Source organism: Sporosarcina sp. NCCP-2331 (assembly GCF_023707945.1).
GTDB lineage: Bacteria > Bacillota > Bacilli > Bacillales_A > Planococcaceae > Sporosarcina > Sporosarcina cascadiensis.
In genome coordinates this window covers 40249-59569 of the sequence record NZ_BRCD01000009.1, presented here as the reverse complement: position 1 = coordinate 59569, position 19321 = coordinate 40249, and the positions used below count along the sequence as shown (strand labels likewise).

General features: G+C 42.1%; 18 protein-coding genes and 1 pseudogene. 3 read left to right on the top strand and 16 right to left on the bottom strand.

The genetic code is table 11. From position 1 onward, the window contains the following. The 3 genes from opp3C to NCCP2331_RS07020 all read right to left on the bottom strand — a co-directional run bounded on the left by opp3C (position 1) and on the right by NCCP2331_RS07020 (position 3845). The gene (gene opp3C, locus NCCP2331_RS07030) at positions 1-1026 is read right to left on the bottom strand and encodes an oligopeptide ABC transporter permease (protein ID WP_153722773.1); all 1026 of its coding nucleotides are present in this window, start codon (positions 1024-1026) and stop codon (positions 1-3) included. A gap of 2 nt (positions 1027-1028) precedes the next feature. Further along, positions 1029-1958: an oligopeptide ABC transporter permease gene (opp3b, locus tag NCCP2331_RS07025; protein WP_153722772.1), complete on the bottom strand. Its 930-nt coding sequence runs from the start codon at positions 1956-1958 to the stop codon at positions 1029-1031. Positions 1959-2126: 168 nt separating this feature from the next. Further along, on the bottom strand, positions 2127-3845 hold the full coding sequence (locus NCCP2331_RS07020; protein ID WP_153722771.1) for a peptide ABC transporter substrate-binding protein: 1719 nt from the start codon (positions 3843-3845) through the stop codon (positions 2127-2129). 190 nt (positions 3846-4035) lie between these two features. Here NCCP2331_RS07020 and NCCP2331_RS07015 point away from each other — a divergent pair, with 190 nt between their 5' ends. Next, the gene (locus tag NCCP2331_RS07015) at positions 4036-4380 is read left to right on the top strand and encodes a DUF3899 domain-containing protein (protein ID WP_153722770.1); all 345 of its coding nucleotides are present in this window, start codon (positions 4036-4038) and stop codon (positions 4378-4380) included. A gap of 43 nt (positions 4381-4423) precedes the next feature. Here NCCP2331_RS07015 and NCCP2331_RS07010 read toward each other — a convergent pair whose 3' ends face one another. Further along, positions 4424-4999, bottom strand: a complete 576-nt coding sequence (locus tag NCCP2331_RS07010; RefSeq protein ID WP_153722769.1) for a YusW family protein — start codon at positions 4997-4999, stop codon at positions 4424-4426. A 111-nt stretch (positions 5000-5110) separates the two neighbouring features. Here NCCP2331_RS07010 and NCCP2331_RS07005 point away from each other — a divergent pair, with 111 nt between their 5' ends. Further along, complete coding sequence (locus tag NCCP2331_RS07005; protein WP_194841164.1) at positions 5111-6007, top strand: catalase; 897 nt, start codon at positions 5111-5113, stop codon at positions 6005-6007. 104 nt (positions 6008-6111) lie between these two features. On the opposite strand, the gene NCCP2331_RS07000 is transcribed toward NCCP2331_RS07005, so the two are convergent. From NCCP2331_RS07000 to NCCP2331_RS06955, 10 genes are all read right to left on the bottom strand, one after another. After that, positions 6112-6414: a hypothetical protein gene (locus NCCP2331_RS07000; protein WP_153722767.1), complete on the bottom strand. Its 303-nt coding sequence runs from the start codon at positions 6412-6414 to the stop codon at positions 6112-6114. Beyond that, the gene (locus NCCP2331_RS06995; protein ID WP_228551101.1) at positions 6404-7657 is read right to left on the bottom strand and encodes an MFS transporter; all 1254 of its coding nucleotides are present in this window, start codon (positions 7655-7657) and stop codon (positions 6404-6406) included. The genes NCCP2331_RS07000 and NCCP2331_RS06995 overlap by 11 nt, the downstream gene beginning before the upstream one ends. A 71-nt stretch (positions 7658-7728) precedes the next feature. Beyond that, a complete protein-coding gene (locus tag NCCP2331_RS06990; protein ID WP_153722765.1) occupies positions 7729-8520 on the bottom strand; it encodes a 2-keto-4-pentenoate hydratase in 792 nt (263 codons plus the stop codon). Beyond that, positions 8517-9542 carry a 4-hydroxy-2-oxovalerate aldolase gene (dmpG, locus tag NCCP2331_RS06985; protein WP_153722764.1) on the bottom strand — a complete coding sequence of 342 codons (1026 nt, stop codon included), beginning with the start codon at positions 9540-9542 and terminating at the stop codon, positions 8517-8519. The genes NCCP2331_RS06990 and dmpG overlap by 4 nt, the downstream gene beginning before the upstream one ends. A gap of 22 nt (positions 9543-9564) precedes the next feature. Continuing rightward, a complete protein-coding gene (locus NCCP2331_RS06980; RefSeq protein WP_251669597.1) occupies positions 9565-10449 on the bottom strand; it encodes an acetaldehyde dehydrogenase (acetylating) in 885 nt (294 codons plus the stop codon). Between the two features lie 30 nt (positions 10450-10479). Next, the gene (locus NCCP2331_RS06975; RefSeq protein WP_251669595.1) at positions 10480-11259 is read right to left on the bottom strand and encodes a 2-keto-4-pentenoate hydratase; all 780 of its coding nucleotides are present in this window, start codon (positions 11257-11259) and stop codon (positions 10480-10482) included. A gap of 65 nt (positions 11260-11324) precedes the next feature. After that, on the bottom strand, positions 11325-12794 hold the full coding sequence (locus NCCP2331_RS06970; protein WP_251669593.1) for an aldehyde dehydrogenase: 1470 nt from the start codon (positions 12792-12794) through the stop codon (positions 11325-11327). Between the two features lie 10 nt (positions 12795-12804). Then, the gene (locus tag NCCP2331_RS06965) at positions 12805-13251 is read right to left on the bottom strand and encodes a RidA family protein (protein WP_153722760.1); all 447 of its coding nucleotides are present in this window, start codon (positions 13249-13251) and stop codon (positions 12805-12807) included. Next, complete coding sequence (locus NCCP2331_RS06960) at positions 13248-14258, bottom strand: amidohydrolase family protein (protein ID WP_251669662.1); 1011 nt, start codon at positions 14256-14258, stop codon at positions 13248-13250. The genes NCCP2331_RS06965 and NCCP2331_RS06960 overlap by 4 nt, the downstream gene beginning before the upstream one ends. Then, positions 14255-14800, bottom strand: a complete 546-nt coding sequence (locus tag NCCP2331_RS06955; RefSeq protein WP_153722759.1) for a 3-hydroxyanthranilate 3,4-dioxygenase — start codon at positions 14798-14800, stop codon at positions 14255-14257. Before NCCP2331_RS06955 ends, NCCP2331_RS06960 begins: the two co-directional genes overlap by 4 nt. A gap of 810 nt (positions 14801-15610) precedes the next feature. Here NCCP2331_RS06955 and NCCP2331_RS06950 point away from each other — a divergent pair. Continuing rightward, the gene (locus NCCP2331_RS06950; protein WP_376776806.1) at positions 15611-16753 is read left to right on the top strand and encodes an ISL3 family transposase; all 1143 of its coding nucleotides are present in this window, start codon (positions 15611-15613) and stop codon (positions 16751-16753) included. A 157-nt stretch (positions 16754-16910) separates the two neighbouring features. Here NCCP2331_RS06950 and NCCP2331_RS06945 read toward each other — a convergent pair whose 3' ends face one another. Then, the gene (locus tag NCCP2331_RS06945) at positions 16911-17516 is read right to left on the bottom strand and encodes a Crp/Fnr family transcriptional regulator (RefSeq protein ID WP_251669590.1); all 606 of its coding nucleotides are present in this window, start codon (positions 17514-17516) and stop codon (positions 16911-16913) included. A gap of 791 nt (positions 17517-18307) precedes the next feature. Further along, a pseudogene (locus NCCP2331_RS06940) lies at positions 18308-19224 on the bottom strand (transposase). Positions 19225-19321 lie beyond the last annotated feature (97 nt).

The window sequence follows — 19321 nt, the reverse complement described above, 5'->3', positions numbered from 1 at the left end:
TTAGTCTTTCATTTTTGGATCAAGTGCATCGCGCAGTCCGTCACCTATCAAGTTAAAGGCAATCATTAAAATACTGATGACAAGGGCCGGGAACAACAAAACATACGGCTGGTGTTCCATCACTTTAAAGCCATCATTGATCAGTGTACCGAGTGAAGCAGCAGGCGGCTGAAGTCCAATCCCGATGAAGCTCAAAAATGCTTCAAAGAAAATCGCATTCGGAATCGTAAACATTGTGTTGATGATAATAATCCCGAGCATATTCGGCAATAAGTGTTTGGTAATGATCTTGCCGTCTTTCGAACCCAATGTCCGTGATGCAAGAACAAATTCCTGTGACTTATATTTCAAAGTCTGCGCACGTACGATCCGTGACATTCCTATCCATCCGGTTATGGAAATCGCAATAATGATTGCGGTAATTCCCGGGTCCATAATCATGATCATCAGAATAACCACAATCAGGGTCGGAATTCCGATCAATATCTCGACGACCCGCTGCATGATGTCATCCGTCCGGCCGCCGAAGTAGCCTGAGATTCCACCGTACGCAACACCCACTACCATATCAATGGCAGCCGCGACGAACGCGATGAACAGAGATATCTGTGTACCTTCCCATAGACGCGTAAACAAGTCACGTCCGAGTCCGTCTGTACCGAACCAATAGTATTCGTCCACTTTTTTCATTTCATATAAATCCACTTTTTTTCCGGCTAAATTTCCTACCCCGTCCATGATACCCATATTTTCAATGCCAGGCACTTTAGGCGGCAAGTTGGCATGCCGAAGATTTTGTGTATCCCCTGCATGTCCATTCAAATACGGACCGATCAGCGCCATAATGATTAAAAGAACAAGTACCACCATGCTGACAATCGCAGCTTTATTTTTTCTAAGACGCAGCCATGCATCCTGCCAGAAACTCAGACTCGGTTTTTCAATCCGTTCTGCCTGATCACTGTCAATCGTAATCCGCTCAAAATCCTCTTGAGGAAGCTCTTCATGTTCGAATTCATTACGCATTATCACTTACCTCCTGACAAGCGGATACGAGGGTCGATGACTCCGTATAAAATATCCACGATGAAAATAATAAAAATCAGAAACGCCGAGAACATTAACGTCGTCCCCATAATTGTCGCATGGTCACTTACCATGATGGACGATACAAACTGTTCCCCTATTCCTGGAATAGCAAAGATCTGTTCAACAACAAGCGATCCTGTAACCAGTCCTGCAGCCAATGGCCCGAGCACTGTAATTAAAGGAATTAAAGCATTTCTGAGTGCATGTTTAAATGCAATATCAAAACCGCTTGCACCTTTCGCCTTTGCCAATGTAATATAATCTGAACTCAACACTTCTATCATCTCAGTCCGTATAAACCGTGCCGATAGGGCAAGCGGTCCCATAGCGAGTGCAAGCGATGGCAGGACACTTGATTTCCATCCGTCATTCCACAGACCCACCGGTAATAAGTGCCATTCAGCAGCAATCCAATATTGCAACAAAGCAGCGAAAACAAAAGATGGAATGGAGATACCGAGTATCGCAACAAAGGTGCTTCCGTAATCCCAAAAAGTATTTTGCTTCAGTGCAGCAAGCATACCTAAAAGGATACCGACGAGAGTCCCAAAGACCATCGCTTGCGCTCCCAAGATTAATGAAGGTTTCAGTCTTGAAGCGAGTAGATCATTCACGCTTTTCCCTTTAAATGCAAAGGATGTGCCTAAATCACCTTTTGCTAAATTTTTCATATATATTGCATATTGAACAGGCTTTGGCTTATCAATCCCGTACTTCTTCTCAACAATCGCTTTTTGTGTATCATTCAGCTTGCTGTAAGAAGCAATGGGCGAACCTGGCAATGTCTGCATCAGGAAGAAAGAGGCCGTAGCAATTAAAATCAACGTTATGAACATATATACTATACGTTTTCCAATATACTTAACCATGTTGTATCACACCTCCAGGGGTTTATTACTTTATATGCAACCAAATATTTGGTGTATTTTCAATAGAAACTATCTTAAAAATATTACAACTATTGTTCGTTACTAAAAAGAGAGTATATGGAATAAAAATCTCCCATATACTCTCCCATATGAAACTTACAAAGCTTATTATTTACCTGAGATATAAGCCCACTTGTAGCTATAGTCAGCACCAAACGGGTGGGAAACTAAGCCTTTATAGTATGGTTTTTGTAAAATTACCAGACTACGTTGATAAATTGGTGCAATCGCTGCATCTTCTTCAAGGAGAATCTTTTCAGCTTTTGCGAATGCTTCATATCGTGCTTCAGGCTCAAGTGCAAGATCGCCTTTTGAGTCTTCGATTAACTTATCATACTCCGGGTTAGAGTAAGACATCAAGTTGTTAGTTCCATCAGTTACGAATAGATCCAAGAATGAAATTGGATCTTGGAAGTCAGGTCCCCATCCAGATACTTGGATATCATAGTCCTGATTAGTATCCAACTCTAGACGTACTGCAAACGGTACTTCTTTCAAAGAGATAGTAAGGCCTTCCAGGTTTCCTTCAAGTTGAGACTTAAAGTACTCGTCCATTTTCTTAGAAAGTTCAGTGTCGCCACCTAAAATTTCTAGTTTAAGAGAGTCCACGCCTAACTCTTCCAACCCTTTTTTCCAATGTTCTTGTGCTTCTTCTACATTGTACTCAAGATGGTTACCACTTAAATCACGGAAATCTTTTTCATTTTCATCAAATGCAAACTCGGTAGGTACCAAGTAATTTGCAGCTAGTGAACCGTTAGCGATTACCACGTCGACCATGTCTTCTTTTTCAAAAGACTTCGCTATTGCTTTACGAATGTTTACATTTGCAAGAGGAGTTTTTTCTCCACCTTTTTCTTGGTTGAATTTAAAGTAGAATACAGAAGTTTCAGGTTGGATTACTGCTTCTGGATCATCGCGATACTGCATAGCAAGGTCACCAGATACTCTCGTCCAATCCAACTTTCCATCTTGATAAAGCTTAACACCTGTTGCAGGATCCTTTACAACGTTAACATGAATTTCTCCAAGCTTCACAGTTTCTGCATCCCAATAGTGTTCATTTTTCTTATATGTCCAGCTGTCGCCTGTTCCATCCCAATCAGTTAGAACAAATGGTCCATTTGATAGAAGTCCTTCAGAGTTTGTTGCATACGCATCACCTTTAGATGTTACGAACTCTTCTTTTAACGGATAGAAAGTTCCGAATGACATTAGAGATAAGAAATAAGGCACTGGGCGTTCTAGCGATACTTCAAATGTCTTTTCGTCTACAGCTTTAACTCCTAGCTCAGACACTTCCATTTTTTCTTCAGAGATTTCTGTCGCGTTTTTCACTACGCCAGACATCATGAATGGTCCATAAGGTGAACCAGTTGCCGGATCGATTGCACGCTGCCAAGCATATACGAAATCATCTGCTGTTACAGGAGTATCATCTGACCATTTTGCATCACGAAGTTTAAATGTATAAGTTAAACCATCTTCACTTACTTCAGCTTCTTCAGCTGCCATTGCAGGTTCTGCAATATTATCTTGGTTCAAACGGTAAAGACCTTCGTTAATGTTGTTCAACACGTTAAACCCAACTTGATCTTCAACTATAGCTGAGTCAACAGACGGAATTGCTGCGGACTCTTCCAAGTACAATACTTGTTCAGCGTCCGGCTCGCCAGCCTCTTCTGCTGGTTTCTCTGTCTTTCCCTCATCTTTATCCGGCTCTGCTGCAGGCTTGTCTTCTTCTTTTTTGTCTCCGCCGCAAGCTGCCAGGAACATACTCAGCACCAATGTCAGTGCCATTAGTAAAAACCACTTTTTACTCTTCAAATCATTGACCTCCCCTTTATGTTTGTTTGAAGAACTAGCTATTTCATTATACAAGAAAAATTTATAGATGTAAACGCTAACAATGAAATTATCTTAATTTTAAAGTTTCTGCGTAAATTCTATATTTATTACGTTTATTCTTGTATGATAGAAGCTAGATATGTAATTAAAGAAGAAAAGAAGGATTTATATGAAATCTACTATTATTGTTTTTTTTATCACCCAAATAGTAATTTTTGTTTCTATTTGGGTATTCTTTGATAAGTTGTCCTTGCTCAATTATATCAACACCTCTTTTTTCATCAGCTTTCTCACGCTGTTTATTGGTGCTGTTATGTATATTATCCGTACGGGCTTCTTTGATTTCTTTATGCAAAGTACACGGAAGGTTCTGGCACGCAAGGGGCAAAAAGAAGCCATTGAGTCCATGCGGCCCTTTTCGGAAACCCTGCCAGCAAGCCCCGCTTGGTTTTTCCTGGCGGGACTTCCCTCATTTGTACTTATGCTCATCGCATTGATTATTTATTATATTTGAATATAAGAAAAGCAGCGCCTCTAAGGAGAACGCTGCTCGTCTTTTATTTTCGATCCTCAATATCCAATTTACTCCCATCGTTGAATTTAATTTCAACTTCAAACTTTTCATAATCATCTTTCAGATCAAATGCTTTCAATACTTGATTGATCGTTTCTTCTTTAGGGCTGTCTTTCGTCAAATCAAGCTGTTTCACTTTTGGATATAAATCATCAAATGCTTCCTGACCTTTTAAGTACATACCATTTACTTCATCTTCTACTTTAGCTTCAATTGGCTGTCCATCGTCCTGGTCAATTTCCGCTTCATATTCGCTGTCTTTTCCATATGAAATTTCTATATCAATTTCTCTAAATGTAAGCTGATCCATATCTGCCTGCATTTGATCTTTGTTCGTATCAGCTTGAGTACCCGAATCTGTTGCAGTACCGGAAGTGCCGCCCTGATCAGCAGCCGCATCCGATTGTTCACCGGTGTCCATTGTGCCATCTGTCTGTTCAGTCTGGTTTGACGAATTACTGTTCGTTCCTTCATTGCTGTTCGGCGTTTTTTCATCGGAACCGCAGGCCGCCAGACTTAAAGCCATAATTAAAATAAGGGTAATAAAAAGCCGTTTCATTGATTTTCCTCCATTCTGAATGTTCTACAGCTTATATTCCCCATTTCTCGATTTTTTAACCGATTATTTTTTTCACATCAGGGTATGTTGATATATAAAGGAGCGATGAGAATGCAGGATCATAATCCACTGTCTGCAATTGGTGCGATCAACACCATTGAATCAGCATTTCAGGTAAAAAACAATTTGCGCCGGGCACATGCAGTCGGTTTAGCTTTTGACGCAAAATTCCAGCCTACCGGGGCTGCGGAACCTTTTACAACAGCAGCACATTTACAGCAAAAAGAAGTCTCTGCAATCGTACGCTTTTCCCACAGTTCCACAAAACCTAATCCACATAAAAAAATGAATCCGATAAAAGGCATGGCAGTCCGCTTTCAGTTAACTGCTAATACCTTTACAAATTTGACGATGGCCAATATACCTGTCTTTATCAGCGAAACACCAGAAGAATTCATAAATTTGTTGCAGACTTTTGAACGTGACAAAAGCGATTGGTCAAAACGTTTGGATTTTCTATTGCATGACGCAGATTACAGGGCGTTCGCAACCATTCTTAGAAAGTTGAAACCTTTTAAAAACTTTGAAACGCTTCATTACTATGCCCTCCACACTTATTACCTAATTAATGAAAGACAGCAAAAACAGGCCGTACGATTTGAATGGCAGCCTGTGACTTCTAATGAAAGCAATATGGAGGGAACAGATATGGAAAGCACTCTTATCAAAAAAGTTCAGTCTGGAGAGCTTATTCAATTCCGGCTGCTCATTCAGCTTGCAGAATCCGGAGATCCGGTTGATAATCCGGCAATCGCCTGGCCCAGCAACCGAAGAAAGATTGAAGCAGGCGTCCTGACACTCCTCTCTCTTCGTCCAGACAATGCAGAGAAGCTGGTATTTGATCCAACAGTTACCACGCCTGGCTTGGAATGCAGCGAAGATCCAGTTTTGCGGTTCCGTTCTTCTGCCTATGCGGAATCTGCCAGACGGCGCGGCGCAAATGATTAGAGCAGATATTACACAATTAAACCGCCACTTGAAAAGTGGCGGTTTTTCTCCGTACCCCTGATAGATTGCGCGTCGGCTTACAGCTTCAAACCACTCTGGTGCACTTAAATAGAAAATGCCCTTTCCCTCATATACATCACTACAAAAGAATCCTCTAAATACTCTTCCAATTCTTCTGTCAGGATTTCCAAGTCTGACTCCACGCACTCATGATCATTACTATATTTAATTCTATTGTATTCCAGAAAGGAGATTAGGTGTCTGCGCCTTTCAGTTCTGCCTTCCATACCATAGTTGCAAAAGAACAAATCCATCATTCTATGCACCCTGTTTGTCACCTTGTATTTTTGACGGCATAGATGAATGAATGCCGAATCCGGTAAGTGAACCAATTCTTCAGTCGACATGTTTATCTCCTCCTTTCATTTGTTGCTGACTGGTTGTTTGTTTGAGTACGAGAACGACAACCATCATTAATACAGCCACATACAGCCAGCCATATGTGAAGGTCCCGCTAGTGTCTACAATATATCCGAATAGCGGAGGAATGATCAATACACCCCATGAGCTGATTGTTACAGTGACACCGGTAGCAAGCCCGGACTTTTCTTTCTGAACCAGTTCCACTATGATCGTCATCCAAACACCGTTATAACCGGATACGGAAAAACCAAAGATGAAGACTGTGATTAGAACGGCTAATAACGGCGTAGCAGGAAGAAGCATCGCAAAAATTATTGCACAAATCCCTGTCAGAATCGTAACAAAGAACATGATGATCATTCGGTTACCGGCAAAGAACCGGTCACTGATTGCCCCCCACGCGACTCTGCCAATAGAGCCTCCCACTTCAGCCAATACGAGTAAAAGCCCCGCTAAAACAAGTGTCATCTCTAACTTTTCGAAAGCAAACAAGATGATGTACGTCGTGAGGCATAATTGCGCCCCCTGCAAACCCATCGCACTGATACTCAATAAAAGAACCTGTCTATTATTCAAAACCATTCGAAGATCTTTCCAGAATTCACTTTTATTCGACAGAGTAGATTTTTTGGTTATAGACTGCGCTGAGTCTTGATAGTAGTATGCTACTAATGCGCCCACAGCCAGTAAAACTAAGCAGCTGATGAATAACGCCGGCCGCCAGCCAATTTCTTTAGCTGCAGGCAATAATAATAGCGCAGCCAATGCAGAACCTGCTGTAATTCCCATTTGTTTAATGCCCATTGCTGTACCCCTGCTGTGCTGCGGAAACCAATAAAGAATTCCCCTATTCGTTGTAGGATGCATCGCAGCATACGCACCCCCGCCGACCACTACAGCAAACAGCAATAAGTAAAAGTGAGTTGTAAGCGTTATAAGAATAAAACTGATTCCAAGTAAGAACACGGTTCCAAATAATTGCTTCTTTGATCCCAAGCGGTCTGCCAATAACCCTGATGGAATCGCAGCCAATGACTGTCCCAGAAAAAGAGCAGCCGGCAACAATCCAATCTGTGTATGGGAAAGAGATAAATCTTTACCGATTAATATCGTCAAAGGCGCCAGACTTCGGCCGACAAATGACACCATAACTTGAGCAACCAATAGCCAGATCAGCATTTTCCAAGCTGTCTGCAATGTTTGTCCTTTTGAATTCACACTCGCCATGCCAATCATCTCTTTTAACTTTTATAATGAAAAAGAGAGGGCTGGCAATCAGCGCACTCTCCTTTTATCACTCACTTACAAAACATTGAAACACTGCCTAATCCATCAAACTGCGCAACAACAGAATCACCCGATTCAAATGAAATTGCTTCAGACATCGCTCCACTTAGTACGATGTCACCTTTCTTTAATCCTTTTCCGCGCTTGCTCAGCTCTTTGACTGACCAGGCAATTGCTTCAGCAGGGTGACCGAGTACAGCAGCACTTGAACCCGTTTGCTCCACTCTGCCATTTTTGGACATGACCATTCCAATACCACCTAAATCAATGGATTCCGGTGAAATCCACTTACTGCCGACAACAAAACGAATGGACGAACAGTTATCAGCTATCACATCCACTAATGTGAATTTAAAATCCTTATATCTGCTGTCGATTACTTCCAGTGCAGGTGCCACATATTTCGTAGCCTTGATCACATCATCCGCAGTGATATTTTCGCCCTCTAAATCCTCACCCAATAAAAAGGCGATTTCAGGTTCTACTTTCGGATGAATCAATTCGGAGTATTTGACCGGCTCCCATTCCGTTGCCAGCATATCTGCATGAAGATAACCATAAATTGCCTGGTCAACCCCCATCATGACTTGCTTTGCCTTACTCGTAAGACCAAGTTTTACACCAACATGCTTCGTATTATTTTCAGACAGACGATGTTCCAACAAACGATCTTGGATTACATATGCTTCTTCAATTGTCAGCTCAGGATATTTATCCGTGACCTTCACAACCTCCCGGGCATCACGCTCTGCTGTATATAAATAGTCTACAATTTCTTTTTCACGATCAGTCAGTACTGTCATAGTGATACCCCCGCTTTCTCCTTCTTTGCCAATTCAGCGGCCACATCCAGAATCATATCTTCCTGTCCGCCGACCACTTTCATTCTTCCCAGTTCCATTAAGATGTCACGAGGATCCAGACCAAATCTGGCTGCTGCCCGTTCCGAATGCAATAAGAAGCTCGAGTATACACCGGCATAGCCAAGCACCAGACTGCCCTTCTTAATTTCCTGTGTACCTGGAATCAGCGGTCCGACAATATCCTCAGCTAAATCCATCATTTTGTAAAGATCAATCCCTACGTCCATACCCATGCGGTCCATTACCGCCAGCAAAACTTCCGTCTGCGTATTGCCGGCTCCCGCCCCCAGACAGCGTACCGCGCCGTCAATACGGGTGGCTCCCTCTTCAATAGCGGCCAATGTGTTCGCGACAGCCAATGATAAATTATTATGTGCATGGAAACCGACTTCGATATCCAACGAGCCGCGCAGCGCTTTAATTCGTTCACTCACTTGATGAGGCAGCAGTGCGCCAGCTGAATCGGTTACATAAACGGCTTGCGCTCCATAACTCTCCATCAGTTTCGCTTGCTCCACTAATTTATCTACAGGCACCGAATGCGCCATCATCAGAAATCCTAAAGCTTCCATTCCAAGTTCACGTGCCTGACTGATATGCTGTGCAGATACATCCGCTTCCGTTGAGTGAGTTGCTACCCGCACAAGACCCGCGCCCAATTTATGTGCTTGTTTCAGTTCACTCATCGTGCCGATACCCGGAATAAGCAAGACTGCTACTTTTGAATCCGTACATTCATCAACTGCAGCTTCAATTAATTCCATTTCATTGACTAAGGACTTTCCATACTGGACAGTAGAGCCTCCAAGGCCGTCTCCATGACTTACTTCTATATAATGCATACCCGCATCATTTAAAGCTCGGGTAACATTTCGTACTTGTTCGACGGTAAATTGATGCGCTACCGTATGACTTCCATCGCGTAAGCAAACTTCTGTAATTTTAATTGGTTTCTTTGTCATGTGCGTTACTCCTTCCTCTTCATTAGATGAGCGACTTTTTCTCCTGCATCGACCGGGCAAAATCTTCCGCTACACGCGTAGCTGCCGCTGTCATGATATCAAGGTTCCCCGCGTACTCGGGGAAGTAATCGCCGGCCCCTTCCACTTCTACAAAAACGGTGACGACATTCCCTTCGAATAGCGGTGCTTGCTTTAAACGATATCCAGGCACATACTCTTTCACTTTTGCCACCATATTTTCAATGGATTCCTGAATCGCTTTTTCATCCATATTCTTCACTTCACAATAAATCGTATCTCGCATTAAGATGGGCGGATCAGCAGGATTTAAGATAATCAATGCCTTCCCTTTATCCGCTCCGCCGACTTCTTCAATTCCTCTGCGTGTAGTAATCGTAAATTCATCAATGTTCGCGCGTGTCCCGGGACCGGCGCTCAAACTCGAGATAGTCGCTACGATTTCTCCATATGTAACATCCGCTACCTTATTGATGGCATTCACAATGGGTATCGTCGCCTGTCCGCCACACGTAATCATGTTGACGTTATCCAGCTCACCTGCATTTTCTCCATTGCTTACAGCCGGCGAAAAGAAAGGTCCAATGGCTGCAGGTGTTAAATCGATTGCCAGCTTCCCTAAGCTCTTCAGTACTTCCGCATGATGAAGATGAGCTTTGGCAGAAGTTGCATCAAACACGATGTCTGCCATTTCAGGATTGTCGGTAATTGCTTGAATTCCAGTAGAGAATGTTTGATAACCTCTCTCTTTCGCCCTCTTCAGTCCATCAGATTCTGGCTCAATTCCAATAACAGCTGTTAACTCTATAACATCACTGCGTTCCAGTTTGTACATTAAATCAGTTCCGATATTCCCGGAACCGATGATGGCTGCTTTTATTTTTTCCATCGTCATACTCCCTTCCTACCAGCGTAGTATTTATTCAAAGTGTACAGTGACAGCACCGACAGGACCGAAATCCGCCTTAATCGTGTCTCCTGCTTCCACTACAACTGCTCCTGACAGCGCTCCGGGTAAAATCAATTCATCTTTTTTCAATGAAATGCCGAATTCATGCAGTTTATTCGCAAGCCAGGCAACAGCATGTGCGGGATGACCAAGCGCTGCAGCTCCTGCGCCTGTTGCAATCAGCTCGTCATTTTTATAGAGCACCATACTATTTGTTCGCAAATCCAGCATTTCCAACGTAGATTGCTTATCACCGACCACCACTTTTGCGCTCGATCCATTATCTGCAACTGTATCAATTAATTTAATTTTCCAATCAGCTACCCGGCTGTCTATGATTTCAATCGTCGGCACAACATATTTCGTAGCCATCATGACGTCCAGAAACGTTACATTAGGTCCAGCTAAATCTTCAGACAATACAAAACCTATTTCCGCTTCAACTTTTGGCGCCAACATTGAATCCACTTTGACTACCGCTTCATTTCTCAATTCCATATCATCATAAAGATGACCGTAATCCGGCTCATCAACATTCAGCATTTTTTGCATCGCTGCACTTGTAAGACCTACTTTTTTGCCGATGATCGTCCTTCCTTCAGACAATTTCTGCTTCACCATTTCCAGCTGTATATAATAAGCATCTTCCACTGTTAACGAGCTGTCTCTTTCCGTCAAAGGGGCAATCCCTTCGCGTGTTTTTTCAGCTTCTAATAGTTCTGATGCATACTCTTCAATTTTAGTAGACAAGGTACTTCCTCCTCCTGCTCGAAAACAACAAAAGGCGGGCGCAATGCCACCTTTCGCTGTTCGTTTTATTTTTTAATTGTAATAGTCTTCGCCTCTGTGTAAAAATCAAAGCTGTGGCGGCCGCCTTCTCTTCCAATTCCACTTGCTTTTGCTCCTCCAAATGGAGTACGCAGATCACGGACGTACCAGCAGTTTACCCATAGTAAGCCTGAGTGTACTTGAGACGTTACACGCTGGCCGCGTCGAAGATCATTCGTCCAAACCACTCCAGCTAATCCATAGATAGAGTCATTAGCAATATCAATCGCTTCTTCTTCTGTCTTGAAAGGAATGATGACAGGTACCGGCCCGAAAATCTCTTCTTGTGCGACACGCATTTTATTATTTACATCATATAGTACTGTCGGCTCATAAAAGTTGCCTTCAGGCAAAGCTTCTACCAATTTACCGCCGTAAGCAAGTTTGGCTCCCTCATCCAGTCCGATTTGGACATAGTCCGCAACTTCTTTCAAATGACTTCTTGAAACAAGCGCTCCCATATCTGTAGACTCGTCTGTCGGATCGCCGACTTTAATGTTTTTCACTGCTGCCACAAACTTTTCAAGGAACTTTTCGTAGATTCCTTCTTGAACCAGAATTCGTGAACCTGCCAGACAAATTTCGCCTTGGTTACGGAAGATCGCTTCGATCGATCCTTCGACCGCTTCATCCAAATCCGCATCTTCAAATACGATATTTGCTGACTTCCCGCCTAATTCCAATGAAACTGGTGTCAGGTTTTCCGCAGCATTACGCATAACGGTCTTCCCTGTCTCTGATTCGCCAACAAATGAAATTCGCTGAACATATGGATGCTTCGCCATAACAGTTCCAACTGTACTTCCCGGACCTGTAATAATGTTCAGAACACCTGGAGGTAAACCGGCTTCATTCGCAATCTTCCCAAGCAATACTGCACTTAATGGTGTATCAGAGGCCGGTTTGATGACGACTGTATTTCCGGCCGCGAGTGCAGCGGATGCTTTCCACGTCATTTGCATGAACGGTAGATTCCAAGGAATAATCAAACTTGTTACACCTGCCGGAGCATATTGTACATAGGACATATGGTTTGCCATGTCATAATGCTCGTGCACCATATATTTCGCCATTTCAGCAAAGAACCGGAAGTTAGATGCGGCACGCGGAATATCGAACTCACGGCTTTCACGAATTGGTTTTCCGACATCCAATGTCTCTACATACGCAAGTTCTTCCACATTTTCAAGAATCAAATCTGCCATACGGCAAAGGATTTCTGAACGTTTTTCAACCGGCATATTACTCCAGATTCCACTTGTGAATGCTTTGTGTGCCGCCTCGATCGCACGGTTGGCATCTTCTTCTCCGCCCTTGGCGACTGTAGCAAGTTTTTGGTTGGTTGCCGGATTGATCGTATCAAATGTTTCTCCTGAAATTGCATCTACATATTGTCCGTCAATAAATAGTTTAGCATCCTGGACAGTCGTGTTGTCCGCTACTAATTCTTTGGCCACGGTATTCCTCCTAGTCTTCAATCTCGATGATCATCTCAATTTCTATTGCAGTATTGTTAGGGAGCTGCGACATTCCAACTGCCGACCGTCCATGCTTTCCTTTTTCACCAAACACTTTGCCGATTAAGTCAGAAGCACCGTTCATCACTTTCGGCTGATCCGTGAAATCTTCTGTGCTGTTGACCATGCCTAGAACTTTCACGAATTGCTTCACTTTGCTGAGTTCACCAATTTCTTCTTTCACTACACTGATTAAGTTCAACATCGATTGCTGGGCTGCCAAATATCCTTCTTCGACAGTCAGGTCTCTTCCCAGTTTTCCGTGGTACTGATCTACGCCCTGTCCGGCAGTGAATAATAAGTTTCCCGTTCGTACGCATCGTACATAGTCTCCATGTGAAGGACGTAATGGAGGCAGTTCCAATCCTAACTCTTTCAATTTTTCTTCAGGCGTCATTTTTTCATCTCTTCCTTTACAGATATGTTGAGGAACTCCAATGCATTTCCACCAAGAATCGCTTTTCTTTGTTCATCAGATAGATTCACCGTGTCATCAACCACTTTACCCGGCGGTATTTCCCGCAGCAGGAACGGATAGTCAGAGCCCATCACAATTTTTTCATGACCAAAGCGATCTATCATAAAATTAAGATTTAACGGATCATAATTCAAAGAATCAAAGTAAAAGTTCTTTGCATAAAAGCTAGGCAGTTCTTTCGTCTGTCTCAAATGCGGCCAAACCTTCCAGCCTTGGTCTAACCGCGGCAAGATATACGGGAAGGAGCCCCCGCCGTGTGCAAAGCAAACTTTCAGCTTCGGAAACTTTTCCATTACGCCTCCGTTGATCAAGCTCGCAGCAGCCAACGCCGTCTCACTTGGCATTCCTACTGTATACATGAAATTATGACGCGGCATTCTTTCCCCGCCCAGTGTTTCCCATGGATGTACGAACAAAGGAACTTCCCACTTTTCTGCCATTTCAAAGAACTTCGTGAAATCAGGATCGTCCAAGTTCTTTCCATTGATATTGGTTCCGATTTCTATGCCTTTCAATCCAAGCTCCTTAACGCATCTTTCCATTTCACGAATGGATACTTCCACGTCTTGCAAAGGGACCGTTCCCAAACCGATAAAACGATCTGGATACTGTTTAACCGTCTTTGCGATAAAGTCATTTTGGATTTTTGACATTTCTTCAGCTTGTTTGCCATCTGCCCAATAAGAAAATGTCACAGGGATTGGAGACAAGACTTGAATGTCCACGCCTTCCGCATCCATGTCTTCAATACGTTTTTCAGGACTCCACACTTGATCTGTCACTTCACGGAAGACTTTACCTTCCACCATAATATTGGCTCCACAAGAACATGTTTTTTCTAAAGTCGGCCAGCGTCCGCCGCCAAACTTTTCCACAAAGTCAGGAATATCTTCAGGAATGATATGTGTATGGAAGTCTACTCTCATTTCCACAACCCTACTTCTTCAGACATTACGTGACCGCAATGATTACATGTACGTAATTCTTCACTGCCGTTGAACTCTTCGATTGCCGCTTTAACCTGTGTTCCAATATCAGTTAGTTGAATAGTCTTTTTATGCATCTCTTGGTCACAGTTTTCACAGAACCAAACAAAATCTTCCAGTTCACCTTGATCGCGTTTACGCTCAATTACAAGTCCGTACGTATCAGCAATACGGTGCGGGGAGTGCGGCATCATAGCTGGAAGCATGAATACTTCCCCCTCTTTCACTTCCACTACTTCACGTTTGCCTTCAAAGTTGATCACTTCAACAAAGCAGCTGCCTTTTATTTGATAGAAAAATTCTTCAGAAGGGTCCACATGAAAATCGCGCCGTCTGTTTGGCCCACCTAAAATCATACAAATAAATTCTGAATCTTCCCATAAAACCTTGTTGTTGACTGGTGGCTGCAGCGCATCTTTATTGTCCTCGATCCACTGTAATAGGTTGAACGCCTTTAAAGTTTTGATTGTTGAAGTTGTCATTTGAAACCCTCCATTATTTTAGTTTTTATTTTTTCTTGCTAGACAATGAATATGTTTTTGTCCCTTCAGAGTTTAGAAGTACACCAAACACAACACCCTCTCTTTCATTACTAGCTGTATTATCATTATAAATGAAAACGCATACATCGTTCCACATCTCTATTTCACCATGTGAAATAGTCAGAATTTCTCTTCTATATATGATGAGTTAAGTTTGCAGCATAGACAGCAAATTTACGCAATGCTAAGTTGATTAAGTGGAAGGCGGCGAAATGCAAAGATGTGCTCATAACGCTGCGCTTTAATCGCAGAAGCCGTTCTTCGTTCCGGCTCTTCCTGCGGGAACAGCACGAGCCGAAGACTCTTCCCTTTCTTATTTCTTATTTCTTATTTCTTGTAAGTAAAGAACAATTTCTGAAAACAGAATAAATAAAATCAAACCAATAACTAATGGATCCATAAATATGATAGAGCCTTTTAAAGTGTCTGATAACTCAGCATCTGGTAGAACCGACTTTAGCACAAAGATATTAAAGCCGCCGTTTCAACCCTTCTTGGAGTAAAACATTCAGCAGAAGTTCGTTTTCCCGCTACCCTACACCCGAAGCCTAATCTAACTGAAGTGCTGTGAGATCGGCTGAAGAATGATGTTGTGAACAATGTACTTTTTCAAAGGATCTATCAAATCAAAATAGTAAGTCGCCATTAAAGTTAAAGCATTATGATCCTGGAAATTTGTGGGATTTACCACAGTTAAAAATTGTTACAACTGAAAAAGTAGAAGGTCAAGTTTTTATTGAAGCTATTCCTGTGGACCACCTGCAGCCTTGCCCTATCTGTACTTCGAGCTGCACCATCCGACGGGGTACGAGCTACACACGAATGGTTCGTCATTTGGATGCATTTGGCTGCCATGTGTATTTGAAGTTGCCCGCGATTCGTCTTTCCTGTAAAGAATGTATGGCTTCTTTTGTTTGGGATTACGCCTTCGTTGCCCCGAAAAAGCGCAATACAAAAGCGTTCGAAGCCACATTGCCGAAACAAGCGATTCGCTCGACGATTACCCATACCGCATGCGTGACGGAAATACCCGCCTCTACTGTGGCACGTGTCATACATATGTGGAAAACAACTGCTGCCGCACTTGTTCAACAAGCATGCCAAGAGAAGGCAGAGCAGTGTCAGAATCTCGTGCTAGGAATAGATGATTTCGCAATTCGAAAAGGGCATACGTATAATACAGGTTTACACGACTTACGGAACAGTACATTCTTAGACATCATTCCAGGACGCACCCTCAACGAATTGGAAACGTATTTCCACGCGCAGCCATCCCTTTGCGCGTTGGCTCCAAAGGCTATTGTCATGGACCTTGCGAAAGCCAACCATACCTTTGCGAAGACCTGTTTTTCCGAAGCGATTCGGATTTCAGATCGTTTCCATGTCAACCGTTATGTCACCGACGCGCTGCAATTCGTTCGAATATCTCTTCAAAAAGATTTGGCTCCCCTCGCGAAAAAGGAGTTAAAAAAGCACTTTCGAATTCTCGGTAAACGCAACGACCAGCTGACGAGTGAAGAAATGAGGATACTGGAAAGGCTCTTACCATACGACTCGACTTTACGTCAAGTCTATCAGTGGAAAGAGGCGTTCATTGACTGGTATGACTGTAGTTCGTCGTATAAACAAGCACTGACTGGATATACGCAATGGCTCCAACAAGGAGAAGTGATTGACCATCCAGCAATCCAAGACTGCCTGAAAACCATGAAGAATTGGCATGCTGAAATCTGTAATTACCATCAATTGCGCTTCACCAACGCAGCGGTGGAAGAGAAAAATAATTTGATTAAATCTTTACAACGTCGCCACTTTTTCACACGCAATCCAGTGCATTATAAAGAGACAATTTTACTGGAGTGCAATCTCGAATGGATTGTGTATGGCGACTAGTCAAGCACATGTTTTGGTGAAGAGCCATAAATTCTTAAGCCTTTTCCCTCCACATCCTTATCTTACATTCAGCTGTCTATATGCTCTGATAACTCTTTAACATTTTCTGAACTTTATTATTCTCTCTGCGCTAATTATACTTATCTTATTTCTAGCACTACAGGAAAACGCTTACATAACTCTGTAAATATGCAGAGTTTTCTATGCACAGCTTCCCTCTTTTCTTTGTAAGTAGATTACACTCCTGCCATTCCTTTATGATTTTATAAATCGTAATTCGTGTTAGTCCAGTGTAGTTGGACAGCTGTTGTTGATTGAGAGGAATTTCATTACTATTGTACTTACAACTGATTTCCAAAAGGGAATTGGCTAACTGTTCTTCTGCTGAGAGTGATTTCAATTGGATGATATTTCCCAAATGTTTTAATTTAGTAATCATGGAGTTATAAAACAGGTCTTGGAAAGATTTATCTTTTATCATCAACTCCCGATACTTACTGTAATCAAATTGGTATATTACAGAGTTTTCCAAAGTACAAGCAGATGAAAAATAAGAACTTTGATCCAATATCTGTTCACCAAAAACTTGTCCATTCCCTAGAATTTCAATAATTCTTTCCTTTCTGTTAAATACATCCATGCTGATTTTAATCTTTCCTTCAACCAATATATAAACTTCGTTTCCGGTAGTTCCTTGCTCATAGATCACCGTATTCCGCTTCACAAACATTCTTCTGCCATGCTTGAGATATATATTATCCACAAAAGCCCCTCCCTCTTGTACTTTTTATACCATGTCAGGTCCTGAATCCTAGTTATATATAGGATAAACAACTAATCCAACTTATCCTTTTCTGGTATAGGTTGGATAAACAACAAGAAAAGGATGATCTCTCCAAGAATAAAGTGCGCAAAATTAAACATGTTGAAGGCATGCGTAAAGCATCGAATAAGCAGATGTATAAACGACTCATTTTATCAAGCTTTATCTGGAAAGATTTTTTCTCTTCAGTCTTCTGGCATGCGTATAAAGATGGCGGTATTACTGGTTACATCCCCATCACCGAAAGAAGACAGCGGACGCCCAGGCATTCCAGAGATTCCTTAAAGATCTTATATCTAGAGGTCAATTCGGCAAGCACTATTGTGGTCATTCTTAATAATGCCCGCATCATACCAAAGTGTTCAAACCCTTCTTGGAGAAAAACAGTCAGCTAGAGCTCGTTTTCCTGCTACCCTACGGTTCAAAGTATAATTTAACTGAAGGGCTGTGGAACTGGCCTAAGAATGATAGTGTGAACGAGGTGTTTTTTCAATAGTTCTATCAAATCAAAAGGAATGTAAAGGAATCTAAAGGAAAGACTTAATTGATTACTTGTGAAGTATTAATCTTTAGATCATTTTATATCACTAGCGTTGCTTAATTTTGTATTCATTATTCCGACTATTAATTCTGGCTAAAAAAAAAAAAAACGAAAACACCAGTATACAGGTAGTAAACATCCACTTTTTACCATACCTTTTGACTAGGGCAACAGAAACAAACCATTAACGTTACGTTACGCTTTTTCCTTCGATTTTACGGAGCCATATATGTGCTGATTTCCATAAGGATGCCTTCAGATAACGACTGATCGGTAAATACGTTCGCTTACTGTTTGTCCTTAACTGCGCGGGTACGTTCAAGCAATATACAATCATAGCGGCGTATACTTGATTATGTACCCCCTGCTGACTTTGACCATAGAACTTCTTGATATTCAAATGCCGTTCCATACATTTGAAGAACAGTTCGATGGCCCGACGAGACTTGTACAGTTCGGCAATTTCATCTGCGGACAAATAAAATTAATTAGTGAGCAGGTTTAATTGATTCTCTTTGGAATCAGGCACCTGAAGGAGACGAAACACATTTTCAGAACGGTTCTGTGAAGTACCGCTGACCACCATTCCGTCGGATTGCACTGATGAATTCTCTGGCAGTTCAAAGCGCTCGAGTGGGCGTACCACCGCATTCTTACGCAAACGGGACGCGAAGAAATATCCCTCATCCGATCGAATCGTTCATCTTCCATGAAAACGAGTCTCAGATGCAGTTTGATGCCTGATTTGGTTTTACGGAATGTCTCCCAACGGTGATTGTTCAGATTCAATGGCAAAGTACTCGAATCAATAATTTTCAAAGACGTTGTAAAGAAATCCGTAGGAATTTGATGCAAACTTCTTCCTAGTTGGGAGAAACTAATGGAATCCAAACTCGTGGCTTCTTGCAGTTCTCCCGAAAAGACACTATCACTGATGGCACTTTCTGTTTAATGAAGTTGTGCATATAATAGTAATTTTGTAAACGAAGCCATATACAAATTTTTTGTATAGTAGTCCAGACAATGGGCTTTTACCTGATCTTCAAATAATTCGTTGGAAATAGGGGCAGCCCATTGCTCAAATGCTGTTTTTCGTGTCAATCTTATCCATGTGTGAGTCCCTTATTTTGGATTTTGATAGGTTACTACCTGCCCACCATTATAAAGGATTTTTTTGTGCTTGGCTTTAATTACAGAGTATTAC

Coding starts and splice junctions, on each gene's coding strand:
- NCCP2331_RS06980 (WP_251669597.1), bottom strand. CDS start 10,449: ATGGAAAAAATAAAAGCAGCCATCATCGGTTCCGGGAATATCGGAACT.
- opp3b (WP_153722772.1), bottom strand. CDS start 1,958: ATGGTTAAGTATATTGGAAAACGTATAGTATATATGTTCATAACGTTG.
- opp3C (WP_153722773.1), bottom strand. CDS start 1,026: ATGCGTAATGAATTCGAACATGAAGAGCTTCCTCAAGAGGATTTTGAG.
- NCCP2331_RS07000 (WP_153722767.1), bottom strand. CDS start 6,414: ATGTCGACTGAAGAATTGGTTCACTTACCGGATTCGGCATTCATTCAT.
- NCCP2331_RS07005 (WP_194841164.1), top strand. CDS start 5,111: ATGCAGGATCATAATCCACTGTCTGCAATTGGTGCGATCAACACCATT.
- NCCP2331_RS06990 (WP_153722765.1), bottom strand. CDS start 8,520: ATGACAGTACTGACTGATCGTGAAAAAGAAATTGTAGACTATTTATAT.
- NCCP2331_RS06995 (WP_228551101.1), bottom strand. CDS start 7,657: ATGGCGAGTGTGAATTCAAAAGGACAAACATTGCAGACAGCTTGGAAA.
- NCCP2331_RS06960 (WP_251669662.1), bottom strand. CDS start 14,258: ATGAGAGTAGACTTCCATACACATATCATTCCTGAAGATATTCCTGAC.
- NCCP2331_RS07010 (WP_153722769.1), bottom strand. CDS start 4,999: ATGAAACGGCTTTTTATTACCCTTATTTTAATTATGGCTTTAAGTCTG.
- NCCP2331_RS06965 (WP_153722760.1), bottom strand. CDS start 13,251: ATGACGCCTGAAGAAAAATTGAAAGAGTTAGGATTGGAACTGCCTCCA.
- NCCP2331_RS06955 (WP_153722759.1), bottom strand. CDS start 14,800: ATGACAACTTCAACAATCAAAACTTTAAAGGCGTTCAACCTATTACAG.
- NCCP2331_RS07015 (WP_153722770.1), top strand. CDS start 4,036: ATGAAATCTACTATTATTGTTTTTTTTATCACCCAAATAGTAATTTTT.
- dmpG (WP_153722764.1), bottom strand. CDS start 9,542: ATGACAAAGAAACCAATTAAAATTACAGAAGTTTGCTTACGCGATGGA.